The 17,336-nt window shown below is 64.0% G+C and carries 14 protein-coding genes and 1 tRNA gene; 9 read left to right on the forward strand and 6 right to left on the reverse strand.

Going from position 1 to position 17,336, the window contains the following annotated elements; translation table 11 throughout:
• Positions 1 to 434: 434 nt before the first annotated feature.
• The gene (locus QMZ05_RS28940; protein WP_353703849.1) at positions 435 to 2,468 is read left to right on the forward strand and encodes a methyl-accepting chemotaxis protein; all 2,034 of its coding nucleotides are present in this window, start codon (positions 435 to 437) and stop codon (positions 2,466 to 2,468) included.
• A 166-nt stretch (positions 2,469 to 2,634) separates the two neighbouring features.
• Here QMZ05_RS28940 and QMZ05_RS28945 read toward each other — a convergent pair whose 3' ends face one another.
• Complete coding sequence (locus QMZ05_RS28945; RefSeq protein WP_353703850.1) at positions 2,635 to 3,012, reverse strand: DUF3175 domain-containing protein; 378 nt, start codon at positions 3,010 to 3,012, stop codon at positions 2,635 to 2,637.
• 184 nt (positions 3,013 to 3,196) lie between these two features.
• Between QMZ05_RS28945 and QMZ05_RS28950 the strand changes: the two genes are divergently transcribed.
• The 4 genes from QMZ05_RS28950 (at position 3,197) to QMZ05_RS28965 (ending at position 7,618) form a co-directional block, all read left to right on the forward strand.
• Positions 3,197 to 4,690 carry an MFS transporter gene (locus QMZ05_RS28950; RefSeq protein WP_353703851.1) on the forward strand — a complete coding sequence of 498 codons (1,494 nt, stop codon included), beginning with the start codon at positions 3,197 to 3,199 and terminating at the stop codon, positions 4,688 to 4,690.
• A 27-nt stretch (positions 4,691 to 4,717) separates the two neighbouring features.
• Entirely contained in the window at positions 4,718 to 5,527 is an 810-nt protein-coding gene (gene otsB / locus QMZ05_RS28955; RefSeq protein WP_353703863.1) for a trehalose-phosphatase, read from the forward strand.
• Between the two features lie 204 nt (positions 5,528 to 5,731).
• Positions 5,732 to 7,183, forward strand: coding sequence for a trehalose-6-phosphate synthase (locus QMZ05_RS28960; protein WP_353703852.1), 1,452 nt, complete (start codon positions 5,732 to 5,734; stop codon positions 7,181 to 7,183).
• Between the two features lie 345 nt (positions 7,184 to 7,528).
• A tRNA-Ser gene (locus QMZ05_RS28965) sits at positions 7,529 to 7,618 on the forward strand.
• Between the two features lie 215 nt (positions 7,619 to 7,833).
• On the opposite strand, the gene QMZ05_RS28970 is transcribed toward QMZ05_RS28965, so the two are convergent.
• Entirely contained in the window at positions 7,834 to 8,373 is a 540-nt protein-coding gene (locus QMZ05_RS28970; protein WP_353703853.1) for a hypothetical protein, read from the reverse strand.
• Between the two features lie 203 nt (positions 8,374 to 8,576).
• Here QMZ05_RS28970 and QMZ05_RS28975 point away from each other — a divergent pair, with 203 nt between their 5' ends.
• From QMZ05_RS28975 to QMZ05_RS28990, 4 genes are all read left to right on the forward strand, one after another.
• Complete coding sequence (locus QMZ05_RS28975) at positions 8,577 to 10,865, forward strand: fused MFS/spermidine synthase (protein ID WP_353703854.1); 2,289 nt, start codon at positions 8,577 to 8,579, stop codon at positions 10,863 to 10,865.
• Positions 10,866 to 11,090: 225 nt separating this feature from the next.
• A complete protein-coding gene (locus tag QMZ05_RS28980) occupies positions 11,091 to 12,353 on the forward strand; it encodes a pilus assembly protein TadG-related protein (protein WP_353703855.1) in 1,263 nt (420 codons plus the stop codon).
• 101 nt (positions 12,354 to 12,454) lie between these two features.
• Complete coding sequence (locus QMZ05_RS28985) at positions 12,455 to 12,865, forward strand: TadE/TadG family type IV pilus assembly protein (RefSeq protein ID WP_353703856.1); 411 nt, start codon at positions 12,455 to 12,457, stop codon at positions 12,863 to 12,865.
• Positions 12,862 to 13,242 carry a TadE/TadG family type IV pilus assembly protein gene (locus QMZ05_RS28990; protein WP_353703857.1) on the forward strand — a complete coding sequence of 127 codons (381 nt, stop codon included), beginning with the start codon at positions 12,862 to 12,864 and terminating at the stop codon, positions 13,240 to 13,242. The genes QMZ05_RS28985 and QMZ05_RS28990 overlap by 4 nt, the downstream gene beginning before the upstream one ends.
• A 112-nt stretch (positions 13,243 to 13,354) precedes the next feature.
• Here the strand turns inward: QMZ05_RS28990 and QMZ05_RS28995 are convergent, their stop codons facing one another.
• The 4 genes from QMZ05_RS28995 to QMZ05_RS29010 all read right to left on the reverse strand — a co-directional run.
• A complete protein-coding gene (locus QMZ05_RS28995; RefSeq protein WP_353703858.1) occupies positions 13,355 to 15,031 on the reverse strand; it encodes an alkaline phosphatase family protein in 1,677 nt (558 codons plus the stop codon).
• 217 nt (positions 15,032 to 15,248) lie between these two features.
• Positions 15,249 to 15,911, reverse strand: a complete 663-nt coding sequence (locus tag QMZ05_RS29000) for a hypothetical protein (protein WP_353703859.1) — start codon at positions 15,909 to 15,911, stop codon at positions 15,249 to 15,251.
• Positions 15,892 to 16,506 (reverse strand): papain-like cysteine protease family protein, encoded by a 615-nt coding sequence (locus QMZ05_RS29005; RefSeq protein WP_353703860.1) that lies wholly within the window; start codon positions 16,504 to 16,506, stop codon positions 15,892 to 15,894. The genes QMZ05_RS29000 and QMZ05_RS29005 overlap by 20 nt, the downstream gene beginning before the upstream one ends.
• On the reverse strand, positions 16,503 to 17,336 hold an 834-nt coding region (locus QMZ05_RS29010), incomplete at its 5' end, for a phosphatase PAP2 family protein (RefSeq protein ID WP_353703861.1). The genes QMZ05_RS29010 and QMZ05_RS29005, both read right to left, overlap by 4 nt.

Here is a 17,336-nt window from a genome sequence, read left to right on the forward strand (position 1 = left end):
TTTTTGCTTTTCTTGGCGCGGTCGGCCGCGCGGGTCGCAAGAGTGTCGGCGCCATGCCGCGAGGTTCGCGTTCCGGCCCGTCTTTATATTCTAGGTCGTGAGGGGGAATGTCATTGGCCGGGCCACTTCGCCGGCAGCTATGCTCGCCGCAAGCGCCAACGGCGCCGCTCGACGCGATGACATGGGACACCTCCCGATGTGTTCTCCTGGCCCGGGCAGGGACAGGTTTGATCGGTTCTAAAGTATCGGGCCGGACCCGCGCGTCAATCACCTTGCCCGCACCCCTGGGCCGACCAAGGTAGTACCGCGCCGAGACCGGCGGCCGCTGCCTATTTACCGGGCCTTATTGATTCTGCCTTAGTTTTGCCCTCCGGGGACTGGGGCGGGTTGCTGCCGGACCCCGCGTGGTTTTCAGAACGAAGACGGGGGTTGGAATGCCGGGGCTGAAGCGATCGTCGTCGATCAGGTTCCCAACCCTCAGATTTCGCGCCAAGATCATGGTCGGCTTTGCCGTCACGCTGGCGCTTTCGGCAGCCACCATGGGTTTCGCCTATATGGGCTTCGAGCGGGTCTCCGCCGGTGTCGGCTCCTATCGCCAGAGCGTCGCGGAAGCCGATCTTGCCCGCAACATCGATCGCGAAATGATCTCCTACCGTTCGCTGGCGCGCTACTACGTCGCGACCGGCAAGGAGGACGACGCCAAGGCCGCGCTCGCCGCCGAGGCCAGCCTGAAGGACGCCATCGTGGCGTCAATGAAGGGCACCAGCAATCCGGCCCGGCTCGAGCAGGTTACCAAGCTGGAACGCGAATTCCGCGCCTTCACCAAGATCTTTGCCGAGATCGTCCGCATCAAGGACGAGAGTGCGCAGGTCGCGCAGAACAAGCTGACCCGCAGCGCGACCTCGATGCGCTACAAGCTCGACGATCTGCCGAGCAATGCCGACGATTCCGAGCTGCAATCGATTCAGTTCGGTGCCAAGAAGGTCGCCGACCAGCTGCAGTCGATCACCGGCGCCGTCAACAGCTTCGTCGTCAATGGCGACAAGACCGTCGCCTCCAGCGCGCTCGCCCGGCTGAAATTCGCCGACAATCTGGTGAAGGGCATCACCTCGAAGGACGAGCGGATCACCCAAAGCGTGAAGGACATCACCGCGCTGCTCGGAGAGTACCGCGAGGCGCTCGCCAAGCTGATCGCGAATGCCAAGTCGATCGACGAATTGACGGTCGAGATGACCGAATCCGCAGCTGCCATCAGCCAGGGCGCGGCGGCGATGAAGTCCGATCTGCTTGCCGACCAGAAGCGGCTCGAGAACGAATCGCATGCCATGATCGGCGAAACCGAGCAGCTGATCCTGATGCTTGCGGCCGGCAGCTTCGTGCTCGGGCTGGTGTGGGCGTTCCTGCTCGGCAAGGGCATTTCGCGCCCGATCGCGGCGATGTGTGCGGCGATGCGCGAGCTCGCGGCGGGCAATTTCGACGTCGTGCTGCCCGGCCTCGGCCGTCGCGACGAACTCGGCGAGATGGCCGGCGCCGTGGAAGAGTTCAAGGTCCAGGCCGTTGCCAAGGCCGAGCGCGATGCCGCGACGCAGGAAGCGCAGAATAAGGCGAGCGCCGCCGCGCGGCGCAGCGAGCTGATTCGCTTCGCCGACGAATTCGAATCCGCCGTCGGCTCGATCGTTTCCAACGTATCGGCGTCCGCCGTGCAGCTCGAATCCGCAGCCGGTACGCTGACCCGGACGGCGGAGACCACGCAGAACCTGTCGAGCCAGGTCGCCGGCGCCTCCGAGGAGGCCTCCAGCAACATGCAATCGGTCGCCTCCGCGACCGAAGAGCTGTCCGCATCGGTCGACGAGATCGGCCGCCGCGCCAAGGAATCCAGCCAGATCGCCGATTCCGCCGTGCGTCAGGCTGAGCAGACCGACGCGCGGATCGGCAAGCTCTCGCGCGCCGCGCAGGAGATCGGCGACGTCGTCAAGCTGATCACGGCGATCGCCGAGCAGACCAATCTCTTGGCGCTGAACGCCACCATCGAGGCCGCGCGCGCGGGCGATGCGGGCCGCGGCTTCGCGGTGGTCGCATCCGAGGTGAAGTCGCTGGCGAGCCAGACCGCCAGGGCCACCGACGAGATCTCCACCCACATCTCGGGCATGCAGGCCGCGACGCAGGAATCGGTTGCCGCGATCAAGGAGATCGGCGGCACGATCGGGCAGATCTCGGGGATCGCGACCAACATCGCGAGCTCGGTCGAGCAGCAGAGCGCGGCTACGCAGGAGATCGCCCGCAGCGTGCAGAATGTCGCGCAAGGCACCCAGGAAGCCGCGTCCAGCGTCACCCAGGTCAATCGCGGTGCCACCGAGACGGGAGCCGCCTCCGAAGAGGTGCTGAACTCAGCCCGCTCGCTGTCGGTCGAGAGCTCGCGGCTGCGCGAGGAGCTCGACCGCTTCATGGCGAACATCCGCGCGGCGTAACGGACGCGCCGGTCTATCCACCGTCGTCGTCCCGGCGCAGGCCGGGACCCATAACCACCGCTGTTCGTTGGTGCACCGACAACTCGCCGCTTGCCCCTTCCGGTGGCCACGGCGTATGGGTCCCGGCCTGCGCCGGGACGACGCCGTTGGCGCCAGGACGACAATCTTAATCCCGTCCGAATTGGTGCTTCAATTCGATCTTGGCGCGCTCCAGCCGCGAGCGCTCGGTCCTCGGCAGCGTCTTGCCGGCGCGGTTGATGTAGAAGGTCAGCATCGACAGCGCGGAACGATAGGCGCCGCTCTTGCGCCGCGTGCTGTGCTCGGCGGATGTTTTCAGCGATGCCGCGATCTTCTTCGCGTTCGTCAACTTGAAGACGCCGCGCTTGAGGTCGAGCGCGTCGCTCTCTCTTGTCACCCGTTGCGACCAGCGCTTCGATGTTGTCTTCGCTCCGCGCTTGCGGCGTGCCGTGCTCGCCGATCGTGCGGTCGATTTTCTTGCCGATTTTCGCGCCGTCTTGCGCGTCGCTCTCTTGTGTGCGGCCATCGATACCTCCATGGATCTTCCGCCGAGAACAGTCCGCCGCGGTCGCGGTTCCTATGCCGCATTGCGGGAACCCTTGCCGGCCTGCGGCGTTGACATTGCGTGGCGGGCACTCCGTTTGCCGCAATCCTGGGAGGGAGAACCTTGGAGCGTATCGTTCCGGGGATTTTCTCATTGGTCCAATCTGATGAATTTGCAGCAGACACAGGCAAGCTCTGCGACAACGGCGGACAGGACGGCGTCGCTGGATGCAGGGAATGACGACCGCATCATCGAGACCTCGATCCCGGTTCGGCTCGACAATCTGAGTTGGAGCGGCTTTCACACCCGCGTCGTGCTGGCGCTCGGCATCACCTGGATTCTCGACGGGCTCGAAGTGACGCTGGCCGGCGCGCTGGCGGGCGCGCTTAAGGACAGCCCGACCATGAGCTTCTCCAATGCCGATGTCGGGATTGCCAGCAGCGCCTATCTCGCCGGCGCCGTGCTTGGCGCGCTCGGCTTCGGCTGGCTCACCGACCGGATCGGGCGCAAGAAGCTGTTCTTCATCACACTCGCGGTTTATCTTTCGGCGACTGCGGCGACCGCGCTGTCGTGGAATGTCGCGAGCTACGCGGTGTTTCGTTTTCTCACCGGCGCCGGCATCGGCGGCGAATACACCGCGATCAATTCGACCATCCAGGAGCTGGTGCCGGCGCGCTATCGTGGCTGGACCGATCTCGTCATCAACGGCAGCTTCTGGATCGGTGCAGCGATCGGCGCGGTGAGCGCGATCGTCCTGCTCGATCCCGCGTTCCTTGCGCCCGACCACGGCTGGCGGATCGCCTATTTCACCGGCGCGGCGCTCGGCCTCGTCGTGCTGTTCATGCGGATGTGGATTCCGGAAAGCCCGCGCTGGCTGATGATCCATGGACGTCCCGACGAGGCCCACAAGATCGTCGCCGGTATCGAGACTTCCGTGCTCGGCCACGAACAGGCGAGCGAAGACTTTGGCAAAATCAGGCTTCGGATGCGCGATCACACGCCGCTGCGCGAGGTCGCGGTGACGCTGTTCTCCACCTACCGGCAGCGCTCGCTGGTCGGGCTGACGCTGATGGCCGCGCAGGCATTCTTCTACAATGCGATCTTCTTCACCTTCGCGCTGATCCTGACCGATTTCTTCGGCGTCGCCGCCAGCAATGTCGGCTGGTACATCCTCCCCTTCGCCGCCGGCAATTTCCTCGGGCCGCTGCTGCTCGGCCGCCTGTTCGATACGCTGGGCCGCCGTACCATGATCGCGCTGACCTACGGTGTGTCGGGCCTGCTGCTGGCGCTGTCCGGTTATCTGTTCTCGATCGGCGTGCTCAGCGCACAGACTCAGACCATCGCCTGGATGGTGATCTTCTTCTTCGCCTCGCCGGCGGCGAGCGCCGCCTATCTTACGGTCAGCGAGACGTTTCCGCTGGAGGTCCGCGCGCTTGCAATCGCCGTCTTCTATGCTGTCGGCACCGGCATCGGCGGCGTGATCGGACCTGCGCTGTTCGGCGTGCTGATCGACACCGGATCGCGCAACAGCGTTTTCGCCGGCTACCTCTTGGGAGCGGCACTCATGATCGCCGCCGCAGCCGTTGCGTGGCGCTATGCCGTCGCGGCCGAGCGAAAATCGCTCGAATCCGTCGCGCGGCCTTTGGCATGTGTGGAGTAGACTATGACGAAACATGAATTGGCCGAAATGCCCCTGGATGATGACATCGCACCTCACGTGACGACGGACAGCGTGCCGGCGCCGGCGTCGCTGATTCCGCCGCTGGATCGGACCGCGGTGCTGCTCGACATCGACGGCACCTTGCTCGATTTCGCGCCGACCCCGCGCGAGGTCTGGGTGCCGCCGGAGCTCGCGACCACGCTGAAGCGATTGCATGAGCGCGCGGGCGGCGCGCTGGCGCTGGTCAGCGGGCGCTCGCTCAATGACATCGACCTGATCTTCGCGCCGGAAGTATTCCCCGCGATCGGCGGCCATGGTGCCGAGATGCGGCTGCAGCCGGACAGCGAGGCGGTTGCCGCGCACGCGCCGCCGCTCGACAAGGAATTGAAGCGGCGCCTCGCCGCAATCGCAAAGCTCAGCCCCGGCATTCTGCTCGAGGACAAGGGTTACTCGCTGGCGCTGCATTATCGGCTGGCGCCGCAGGCAGAGAAGGCGATCTATGAAGCGGTGTCGCTGATCCGCGCCGAATTGCCGAACGCGCCGATCGAGGTGCTGCCGGGCAAGAGCGTCTGCGAGATCAAGCATTCCGGCTTCACCAAGGCAACCGGCGTGCTCGAGCTGATGACGCATGAGCCGTTCAGGGGACGCCGCCCGTTCTTCATCGGCGACGACGTCACCGACGAGACCGTGTTCGCGATCATGCCTGACTATGAGGGGCTCGCATTCTCCGTCGGGCGTCGCGCGACCGGTGTCGCCGGACATTTCGACGGGCCGAGCGATGTGCGCGTGTTTCTCGCGCAGCTGCTCGACGATGATAGGGACGTGAATCTGTCCTAACCAAATCGACTGTATCGCGTGCTCGAATCGAATGCGGTGCTTTTGCGTCGTGGCGTCAACCTCGCGCGCAATTTTCTTTTCGCGAGTTCCCGCGAGTTCCTTCGCGCTTCGCCAGAATTTGGTTTCATTTGGGAGATTCCTTGATCAGGAACCATCTTGATGAATGGTTGTTAATACGCGAGTTGACCAACAGGAGGGGACCTGGTGAACCTCGTCGTCGTATCGAACCGCGTTTCGCGCGGAAAACCCAATGAACCCATGACGGGGGGGCTTGCAGCGGCATTGTTGCCGGTGGTGGAAAAGACAGGGGCAATATGGGTTGGTTCCAGCGGACGGGTCCGCGACGGGAACCTGAAGGAACCTTTTGCAGAGGTCGAAGCTCTCGGTGCGGGCGCGCTGGCGATGCTCGATCTGCCGGCCGCGCATTACGGCGGCTACTATGAAGGCTTTGCCAATTCGGCGCTGTGGCCCGCGATGCATTCGCGCGCCGATCTGATTCGTGCCTCGCACGAGGATTACACCAGCTATCGCGAAGTGAACGCGTTCATGGCGCGCGCGCTGTTGCGCTTCCGCAAGCCGGATTCCGTGTTCTGGATCCAGGACTATCATTTCCTCGCGCTCGGTGCGGAGCTGCGCGATCTCGGCGTCACGCAGCCGATCGGCTTCTTCCTGCACACGCCGTGGCCGGCGCGCGCGGTGATCGCAGGCGTGCCCAATCATCGTGAGCTGATCGAGGCGATGCTGTCCTATGATCTGATCGGCTTCCAGACCGATGAGGACTGCGACAACTTCCTGAGCTATGTGCAGCACGATCTCGAATTCGAGGTGCGCGACGGCGTGATCAATTCGCCGTTCGGCCGCACCCGCGCCGCGGTGTTTCCGATCGGCATCGATCCCGACAAGTTCGCCCAGCAGGCGACCAAGGCGATGACGCATCCCGACGTGACGAGGCTGCGGCGCAGCCTCAACGGCGAGAAGCTCGCGATCGGTGTCGACCGGCTCGACTATTCCAAGGGTCTCGTCAACCGCATCAAGGCGTTCGACAAGATGTGGACGCTGCATCCGGCACTGAAGCGTTCGGTGTCGCTGCTGCAGATCGCAACGCCCTCGCGCGGCGCGATCGAGGCCTATGGCAATCTCGCGAGCGAGGTGGCGAAACTCGTCACCGACGTCAACGGCGTGCATGGCGAGGTGGACTGGACCCCGATCCGCTATCTCAACAAGGGCTTTGGCCAGGGCGTGCTCGCGGGGCTTTATCGCACCGCGCAGGTCGGCGTGGTGACGCCGCTGCAGGATGGCATGAACCTCGTCGCCAAGGAATATGTCGCCGCGCAGAACCCGGCCGATCCCGGCGTGCTGGTGCTGTCGAAATTCGCGGGCGCGGCGAACGAGCTCGACGCGGCGCTGCTGGTCAATCCGCACGACATCGACGGTATGGCGCGTACGCTGGCAACCGCGCTCGCGATGCCGCTGACCGAGCGGCGGATGCGCTGGGAAGCCATGATGGAGAAGCTCAACAGCGGCACCATCCAGCAATGGTTCGCCGATTTCATCGAGGCGCTGCAGGATACGCACAATGCGGGTGCCGCGGCGCTGCCGGAGCCACCAACCCTGTGGCCGCGCCGCACGGCGGATTTTGCCGCGCGCTATCATTGAGCGAGCATAGAGCTTGCGGGATGGGCGCGTTACGTCGCCCATCCAATGTTGTCGTCCCGGCGAAGGCGAGTTTGTGGCGCACCGGCGGGTCGCGGCTGGGCGCTGCGCGGCAGATGACGGGCTCCGCGAAAGCTCCGAACCCATCCGATCGCATGCATGGCGTGATTTGCGCCGGTCTTCGACCGGCTACCGGCCAGAATCGGCGCGTAACGGTAGACAAGGCGGCGCCGTCCGGCCGAACTCGCCGCCAATTTACCCAATATTTTCAATCAATTGGGGAAATTTTGCGCTCCGGCTCTCGGCTCCCTTGCAAAATCCGCCTCAGCCCTTCAAGAGAGGCCTCCCGGAGAGATGGCCGAGTGGCTTAAGGCGCACGCTTGGAAAGCGTGTGTGCGGGAAACCGTACCGTGGGTTCGAATCCCACTCTCTCCGCCAGTTGACCTGCGCCGACATTCCGCTCGGACAATGCGAGTGGCGGCTTCGTGGCCTGAAGGCCGGATGTTCAAATCCGGCCATCGCAGGCAACGTCAAATCATCCGACGATGAGATATCGGCTGCGAGCGGTTTGGCGTGGCCCGGCAATGTTCGATTGCCGTCCGCCAGCGCGGGATCGCACCGGCGGCGCTGCCGTTCGGGCCTCGCGGCCCTTCTCACGCATTCGCTGCGCTGTCGCGAATGACCTCGAACGGCAGGGCGGGGACGTTGTATTCCGAGATATCCAGCTTCCAGATATGCTGGTCGTCCGTGCCGCCGGCCGGCGCGAAGCCGAGCTTCTTGTAGAGGTCGCGCACCATCCCGTTCTTGGCGGTGGGAAGGTAGCTTCCTTCCAGCGTGTCGATGCCGTTCAAGCGGCAACGGCGGACAAGTTCGGCAATGATGGCTTCCTCGACCCGCCTGCCGAGAACCCGGCAGCTCATCAACCAGGTGTCGATGTCGAAAGTCGCGTCCTTCTTTCGCGCAATGACGACGCCGATCACCCCGTTGTCACCGAAGCGGTCGCGCAGCCTGATCTGGAAGGTCAGGCAATCCGGCGAGCGCGACATGGTCTCGACCTCGGAATGCGTGTAGCGACGCGTCGTCAGGTTGAACTGGTTGGTCTTGTTGATGAGCTGCGCGATCCGTCCCAGATTGACGGCATCGAACGCGTGGAATTCGATCGTCATGCCAAGCGAGGTCAGGAATTCGTCCATGTCGCGGGACTTCGCCGCAATTCAGTCTCTCGCCGTCGCCTCGTTGCGCCGGTCGCGGGGCACCGCGCGCGGCCGCGCCGGCGCCCCGACCGGCGCGTGTTCGCGAACGCCGGCAATTGCTGGATATCATTCCTGACCTCCGCTTAACGCTTGCTTAGGCGCGGCGAAGCTACCCTGCAAGGCGGGATTGCGGGAACCAGCGGATGTCAGCCGTCGAGAACGCGCCAGATCAAACGCTGCCCGCGGCGGCGCGTTCTGTCGATGATACGCGCCTGCTGCCGTTCCTCAGCGTGGCGACGCTGCTCGTGTCCGCGCTGCTGCTGTTTCTGATTCAGCCGATGTTCGCAAAGATGGTGCTGCCGAGGCTCGGCGGCGCGCCCTCGGTCTGGTCGGTGGCGATGGTGTTCTTCCAGGCCGTGCTGCTCGCCGGCTATGCCTATGCCCATCTGCTCGGCCGTGTGTTCGGGCCGCAGCGCGCGGGGCTGGTCCATCTGCTTCTGCTCGCCGTCACGGCGATGACCTTGCCGATCGCGATCGCGCCGAATTGGGGTGCGCCACCGGCGGATGGAACGGCGCTCTGGCTGTTCGGGCTGTTCGCGGCGTCGATCGGCCTGCCGTTCTTCACGCTGTCGGCCAGCGCCCCCTTGTTGCAGAGCTGGTTCGCCGGGAGCGGCCATCGCGAGGCCAGCAATCCCTACGTGCTCTATGCCGCGTCGAATCTCGGCTCGTTCGCGGCCCTGTTTGCCTATCCCACCGTCGTCGAACCGTTGCTGACGCTGAAGATGCAGGCGAGCGCCTGGTCGGTCGGCTTCGCGGTGCTCGCGCTTCTCGTCACGGCGGTCGCCTTCGTGCTCGGACGAGGCAATGGCGTTATGGGCGCGGCGCCGACGCCGCAGACATCGATCGTCAGCGCTGCTAACCGGCTGCGCTGGATCGCGCTTGCGGCCGTTCCATCCGGGCTGGTCATCGCGGTGACCGCGCATCTGACGACCGACGTCGCGGCAACGCCGTTTCTGTGGGTCATTCCGCTGGCGCTTTATCTGTTCACCTTCGTGGTCGTGTTCCGCGACCGGCCGTGGATCAGTCACGCGACCGTGGTGCGGCTCGTGCCGTTCGCCGTGGCGCCGCTTGCGATCAGCCTCGTGGGCGCCAAGGTGTTCTGGCTCACGACGATCGTGCTCCACCTGGCGGTGTTCACGCTGCTGACGCTGCTCTGCCACGGCGAGCTCTATGCCCGGCGCCCGCACCCGGAGCGGCTGACGGAGTTCTTCCTGTGCACCTCGTTCGGCGGCGTGCTGGGCGGCGCCTTCGCGGGACTGCTGGCGCCGCAGATTTTTCCCGGCAACTACGAATATCCGATCCTGATCGCGCTCGCGTTGCTGGCGCTGCCCGGCATGTTTGAAGGCGGCGCGCGCCGGGCGCTGGTGAAGGCATCGCCATGGCTGGCGGTGGCGATCGCGCTTGCCATGGTCTGGTATGTGACCCAGTTGCGGCCGCCGGCCGCCTTCGAGCTGCCGTTCAGGGGGCTGCTGGTCGTGCTGACGGCCTGCATGCTGTTTCTGCGGCAGCGGCCGGTGGCCTTCGCCGGACTGGTGGTCACGGGCCTGCTGCTGACGACGTTGTGGCGTCCCGGCATGGCCCCGATCGAGACCGCGCGCAGCTTCTTCGGTGTCCATACGGTGGTCGATCTTGCGGACGGCAGTGCGCGGCTGCTGTTCCACGGCAACACGATACATGGCGCCGAGCGGTTGCGTAACGAGGATGGCGCGCCGGTCGCGGGAGCACCCGAGCCCCAGAGCTACTATTATCCTGGCAGCCCGCTGGCCGAAGGGATCGCGGCGGCACGCGGCGCCAAGGATCACTTCAAGGGTCACTTCAAGGACGGCTTCGAACGGGTCGCGGTCGTCGGTCTCGGGACCGGCTCGCTGGCCTGTTATCTTCGCGGCAGAGAGAGCTGGACCTTCTTCGAGATCGATCCCGAGGTGATCCGGATCGCGAGCAATCCCACATTCTTCACCTTCCTCTCGCGCTGCGCGCCGAAGGCCAGGCTCGTGCTCGGCGATGCGCGTCTGACGTTGCAGGCCTCGCCCGATCGCTACGACCTGATCGTGCTGGACGCCTTCTCGTCCGATGGCATTCCCGTCCATTTGCTGACGCGTGAAGCGATTGCCGGCTATCTGTCGAAGCTGACGCCGCACGGCAGCATTCTCGTGCATATCTCTAACCGTCATCTCGATCTGGCGCCGATCCTGGCCAATGTCGCGCGCTCCGAGGGGTTGATCGCGCTGGTCAAGGAAGGGCATCCCGCCGGCGACGTCATGACCACGCTCAAGACGGCGTCCCGGGTGGTCATGCTGGCGCGCACGCCCGAGGATGCCGGCGAGGCGGCACGGCATTGGACCGCCATGTCGCCGGATCCGGCCAGCGCACTCTGGACGGACGACTACTCTAACCTCCTTGGCCCCATGCTGCGGGCGAAGTTCGGCTCCTGAGCGCGCATAGACGACGCGCGCGACCGTCTTCCAGGGTCATTCCCAGCTGCGGCACGCCCGGATTGGCTAAGGGAGTGTTAAGCGCCAGGTCCGATTTCCGTCGATCGCGCAGAGCTGACATTAAATTGTCATGCCGTAGGAATCGGAGGAGCTTGCCACGAGCGGCGTGAGGACAACATGACGGCCTTCATTCCTTGGAAGGCGGAAGTTGGAATATCCTCGCAAATGAGGTCGGCACCGGATGATTGCCGAGGTCGCCAGGACGGTCTCCTGAAGCGCTTTGCGCGCGACCGGTCCGGCAGTTACGCGATCATCATCGCCTTGCTGATGCCAGTCCTGGTCGGGACCGCAGGGCTCGGCACCGAGGTCGCGTGGTGGTTCTACAAGCACAAGAACATGATGAGTGCGGCCGACTCGGCCGCTGTCAGCGCAGCTACCGCCGGCACCAATCTCGTGACCGAGGCCAACGCCGTCACGACGTTCTACGGCTATGTGAACGGGATCGGCAACGTCACCGTCACGGTGAACCAGCCGCCGACCTCGGGCAGCTTCACCTCCAGCACCCAGGCGGTCGAAGTCATCATTCGCCAGCCGCAGGCGCGGCTGTTGTCGGCGTTGTTCGGCTCCGGGGCGGTGCCGGTCACGGCCCGCGCCGTCGCACTCGGCAATGTCGGAACGGGCTGCGTGCTGGCACTCGACCCGACCGCCAATCCCGCGGTGACCGTGAAGGGCAACACTCAGCTCAACCTGATCAATTGCAACCTCTATGACGATTCCAACGGCAGCTCGGCGCTCAACGTCAGCGGGGCGGCAACGATATCCGCGGCCATGGTTGGCGTGGTCGGCGGGGTTTCCGGCACCAGCGCCATCACGGCGACCAACGGCATTCGCACCGGCATCAGGGCGATCGGCGATCCCTATGCCAACGTCACGCCCTCGATGCCGACATGGTGCGACTACTCGAACAAGTTCAACGTGAAGGGGACGACGACCCTCAGTCCGGCCAGTTATTGCGGCGACATCTCGGTCGCCGCCGGCGCGACGCTGACGTTCAATCCCGGGATTTACTATTTCAACGGCGCGAACCTGTCGGTGGCCGGCAACGCCACGATCACGGGAACGGGCGTCACCCTGGTGTTTACCGGGTCGAGCGGCAACTGGGGCACGGCGACGATCGGCAGCAACGCCAATGTCAGCCTCACCGCGCCGACCAGCGGCACGACCGCCGGAATCGCGATCTATGGCGACCGCAGGATGCCGGTCGGCAGCAGCTTCAACCTGACGGGCGGCGGTACGCAGAACCTGCAGGGAGCGGTCTACCTGCCGAAGGGGGCGCTGAGCTTCAGTGGCGGCAACGGCACCAGCACGACATGTACGCAAATCATTGCAGATACGATCTCGATCGTCGGAAATTCTAGTGTCCAGGTCAATTGCGCTGCCATGGGCGGCAATGCCATCGGTACGGCAACAGCGCAGCTTGTCGAGTAAGCTGGAGCGATACGATGAAAACGGGCAGGACAGGTGGTGAGCGCCGTTCTCGACGGCGTGGCTTATTTCTCCGTCGCAGGTTCGGAGACGACGCGCGCGGTGTGGCGGCGATCGAATTCGGCGTCCTGGTCCCGCTGCTTTCGCTGATGGTCGTTTCCGTGACCGACATCGGCCTTGCGATCTACCGCAAGATGCAGGTGGAGGGGTCGTCGCAGGCGGGCGTCGAATATGCCATCGCGCATGGATTCGATGCCAACGCGATCTCGACTGCCGTGGCAGCCGCGACGAACTCCAGTGCGATCAGCGCCTCGCCTGTTCCGATCAAGTTCTGCGGCTGCGCGACCGGTTCGGGCGTCACCAGCATGACCTGCGGCGGAACGTGTCCCGGAGGCGGCACGGCGGGTACATACACCATCGTCTCGGCGCAAGGCAGCTACTCGACGATCATCAACTATCAGATCGTTCCGAACAGCTATGTCATCAGCACGCAGTCCACGGCGAGGCTGCAGTGAAACGCGCATTCTGGCCCGACCGGAGCGGGGCGTCGGCACTTGAATTCGGCCTGATCGCGCCGCTCTTCTTCGCGTTCCTGTTCGGCGTGATCGAGTTCGGGCTGCTGATGTGGACGCAGGTGGGAATGCAGCACGCGGTGGCGGTCACGGCGCGATGCGCAAGCGTCAACCCCGCGCTTTGTCCTACCGGCAACCCGAGCGCAATCGCCGCTTACGCTACCCAGCAGGCGTTTGGACTGAGCTTGCCGTCCTCGACGTTCAGCTACAGCGCCGCGGCGTGCGGCAGCCAGGTGAGTGCAAACTATCAATTCCAGTTTCCCCAGATCCTCAATCTGGCTCCGTTCACGCTGACGGCCGCGGCCTGCTTTCCTGCCTAAAGCATGATCCGAAAATCGGCGCCCCGTGGGGCGCCGATATGTAGGCCCGGCCGTCCGGCCTGCCCGGTCACGATGTGCCGGTGCAGGCCTTCGGTGCGCGGCGCCGCGGCGGTCAGAACCGCTCCGCGTCTCCATTCAACTTCAGGGCCTCGACGCCCTCTTCGCGAACCGCTTGAAGGCTGCGCGGATCGAGGTCGAGCGCACGGAGGATCGTCGGTGCGATCTGGGTGGTGAAGGCGGTCTCCTCGATCGTCCGCGCATGCTTGATGCGAGGCGAGGAGAGCAACAGCAGGACATTGCGATCGTCCTTGGAGAAGCCGCCATGCTCGGCGAGCTTGCTGCCGCCGGTGCAGATCACGCCATGATCGGTGATGGCGATGAAGTCCGGCACCCGGCTGTTGTGGAACGGATCTTCGTAGAGCTTGGTCAGTTCGTCGCGGTCGAGCAGCTTCTGGATATGCAGATCGGCGGCGTGGGCCAGAATGTAGGCCTTGGCGTCGGCATAATAGGGATTGCCGGTCGCCGGATTGGTCGCCTGCTGCAGCTCCGGCGACAGCCAGACCAGCGCCGCGTCATCGCAGATCTCGAAGCCGTTGGCGCCGAAACCGGGCGTATTGCTGTACAGCGAATCGGAGATCGCCACGCGATCCGCGAGGTTGATCGGCGACTGGCCATGCTTGGCGCTGATGATGATCAGCGTCGAATCGTAGAGGTTCTGCGCCTTGAGCTCGTTGACGAACTTGCCGAGCGCATCGTCCACGAACTGGAGTTGCTGCGTGAGCGCATTGCCGGGCGTCGCGTTGGCGTCGGCATAGCCGCCGACCAGCGACTTGTCGGTGTCGGCGTGGCCGGCCTTGGCGAGCTTCTGGCCAACGCTGACCGCCTGGAAGTTCATGCCGAAGATCGCGGGGACGCCTTGATGCTGGGTTCGCGTGCCATTGTAGCCGTCGATCCAGTTCAACACCGCCTGCACCTTCAGCGAGTCGTATGAACGCACACCGACAAAGCTCTTGGTGTAGTCGTCGCCGGGCTTGGCTCCGGCGTTGATCGTGTCCTGCGCGTTGATCTCCGGCGTGAAGAGCTCGTCGAGGCCCTTGCCCGACGGGCCCGCCAGGTCCTCATAGGCCGGATGCTTGTCGGACCAGGCCGTGCGCATTCCGGCCTGCTTGATGACTTCGAAGATCGTGTTAGTGCGCACGTAGTCGTGCGGATAGACCGGAACGCACTGGCCGTTCACCAGCTTGCGTTGCATGTGATCCGGATCGAGCTGCGTGTAGACTTGGCCGAGCGTGCCGCCGGCAGTGTAATCGGCGACCAGTCCGCTGGCGTAATCGAAGGTCTTGTCGAGCGCTTCGAAGTTGGTGAGTTCGGTGCCTGCCGGGCTCACGCAACCCGGGTCCGGAAGATTCTGGCTGGTATAGAAAGCCTTGGCCGGATACTCGTTGCGATCATAGCTGTCGTCATAGAACAGGCCGCCGCCCTTTGGTGTCGCGCCGGTGACCTGCGCGAGCATGCCCGGATAGCTGTCGGACGGAGCGGTGGTGTAGGCGTTCGGATAGACGACGCCCTTGCCGGTGAGCTGGGCGAAGTTGCCGCCGGGGCGGCTTTCGACCCAACGCTTCAAATCGACGGCATGCATGCCGTCGACGCTGATCAGCAAGACGTGCTTGTAGCCATGTCGCTGCGAATGCCCGTTGTCATCATCCGCTTGCGCGACTGCGACGCCGCAGGCAAGCATGGCCGCCGCGATCGCGGCAGTCGACAAGACATAGTCACGAAAACTTCTCATGAGTCGCCCCTCTCTATTTCCGACAGGATTGGAATGGCCAGCACTGGCCGCGACAACTTGTCGCGGCCAGTTGACGGAGGGATGACGCTTTCGTGCGAGTTCGATGACTGTGGCCGAGATGACCGGCATCCAAGGGTGGGCTACGCGCTGGCCGGGCGGCGCGACGCAATGATTGGCTTTTGCCGTTCGCTCGCCGAATTGCGTTTGGCTGCGCGTGTCACCCTGCCGAAGCGCCGTCGGTTGGAACTTCGGTCGACGCTCGAACCAGGGCAGTGAGAACCTCTGTGGGCTTCACATTGTGGAAGGCCGGCAAGAGGTTGGGATCCATCGGCAGGATGAAGTCCTTATCGCTGTCCTGATGCCGGATCCACAATCCGGCAAAGCAGATCGCCGGAGCGAGCAGCAACAGCGGCTCACCAGGTTTGTCATCGTCCCTATCGGCTGAGATCGCGCGGCGTACGGCGGGCGCCTGAAGCGCTTTGAGAAAGCCGGTTACGTATGGTCCCTCGTTCAGTTCGGCCAACCGATAACCGCTCTCGTCGGTGAGGACGGCATGAGCCGCAGCGATCGCCTCAAGAGCATTCTTGTCATAGATGAGAAACCGCCAGCCGAGGATGGTCGCTACGGAACTGAGCGCAGGCAGCTCAATCTTCGCTGAAGGCTTGGCCGCGCACCGGTCAGGCCTGGCCAGACGGCGCAAGGTGCTCAACGGCAGCAACGCCATGCGATGCGGCGCGCAAAGCTCGAGGTCGCCGCGATGATGGCGATGCGCGAAGCTGAGCTTTGGCGTCGCAAAGCCCCGCATACGCGCTCGATTGGCCATGCCGGCAAGTACGGCGTCGCGGGCGTCGTCGGGAAAGTCAGCTGCTGGAATCGCCATGCGTTGCCCTCTTGGTGTAGTACGTGTCCGTCCAGGTGCCGCAGTTGATATAGCCGCGCGGAAATTGCGCGGCGTTGATATCCGAGAGGCCCCACCAAGGGTCCGCAATCGCGAGGCCATAGTCGTCTTGCACGGGCAAGCCGACCGCTGGTTCATCCGCGTAACCCTTGATCGTGACAAGGTGGGCCCCGCCGCCATTCCAGACGATACGCACGCAAAGCGGGCGTCTGCCTCCGATCTCTTCCTGGGTCTCTCGCAAGGACGCAGAACGGCGCGCGGTCCATTTCCTGAAATGGCCAACGCGGAACAGCGAGGACATCAAGTAGCCGTAGACATTGCAGGTATCCTTGTCGGCCACGCAGCAATCAGTTCGGCTCAACTGTCCGTTCGCAATGTCGCATTGGGTCACCCTGCTGGAGGGACGATAAAAATGGGCGACGCTGGCCGCGACGGCGGCCCAGCACCAGTTTGTTTTTTCCTGGTGCTCGTTCTTGAAGTCGAGCAGCCGCCATCTCGATCGCCTGAACGGGGGCAGCTTGATCGGGACGCACGTCGCGCCCACGAGAGAAGCGATTTCGTCCGCTGCCGGTGTCACGATCGTTTCCCCCGCTTCTTCTTGGAGGTCGAACGTCCGGACGGCATGACGAGTGTCCCGGCCTTGCCGGGCTCACGTTTGGCCTCAGCCAACACCGCCTTGAATGTCGGGCATTCCTTGAGGATCTCGAACGCCTGGCCGGCAATCACCTTTCCGGCGTGGGTATCGCTCGGGTAATGGACGCCTGCCACCTCGCGATTGCGCCCGATGCGATCGGCCAGCGCGACGAGCATCCGTTTGGTATGTCGAGGATGCATCTCCGCGAGCGCCAGAGCGATCAGATGACTTTCGAGCGAATGCGCGCTCGGAAACGAGGCGTGCCCCGGCGAATTGATCAAGGGAACGAGCGCAGGACAGATCTGTTGCGGCCGAGCCCGATTGAACCGGAGCTTGAAGTCGATTGCCACCATTTGGGCAACCCGGATCGCCATCTCGATGATCTTGAGCGAGCTCGGATGTGACCACGGCGACATCATCAAGACTTCGGCAAAATAGCCGCGCAGTCGCGTATTTTGATCGAGAATTTCACCGATCAGGCGAGGGCGCTCATCGCGCGCCATTGCGGCCAACTGATCGATCTCGGCAAAAATATCGGCGTGACGATGTGGCGGATCGGGAGCTTGAATAGAGCGACGCCAATCCGTTTGGCCGAACTCAGCCAGCGCGATCACGCCAAAAAGGTCGGGCTCCCATCCCGACCAGGGGAAAACCACGTTGAAATCGAGGTCTTTCTCGCAGATTTCACCGCCCAGCGGATCGAAGATCAGGAAAGGTGCGCCCTGTGCTGGTGGCGAACCCATATAGGCTCCGCCCGCGCCATAGCTTTGACC

This window comes from Bradyrhizobium sp. INPA03-11B (genome assembly GCF_040446015.1).
Taxonomy (GTDB): Bacteria; Pseudomonadota; Alphaproteobacteria; order Rhizobiales; family Xanthobacteraceae; genus Bradyrhizobium; species Bradyrhizobium macuxiense_A.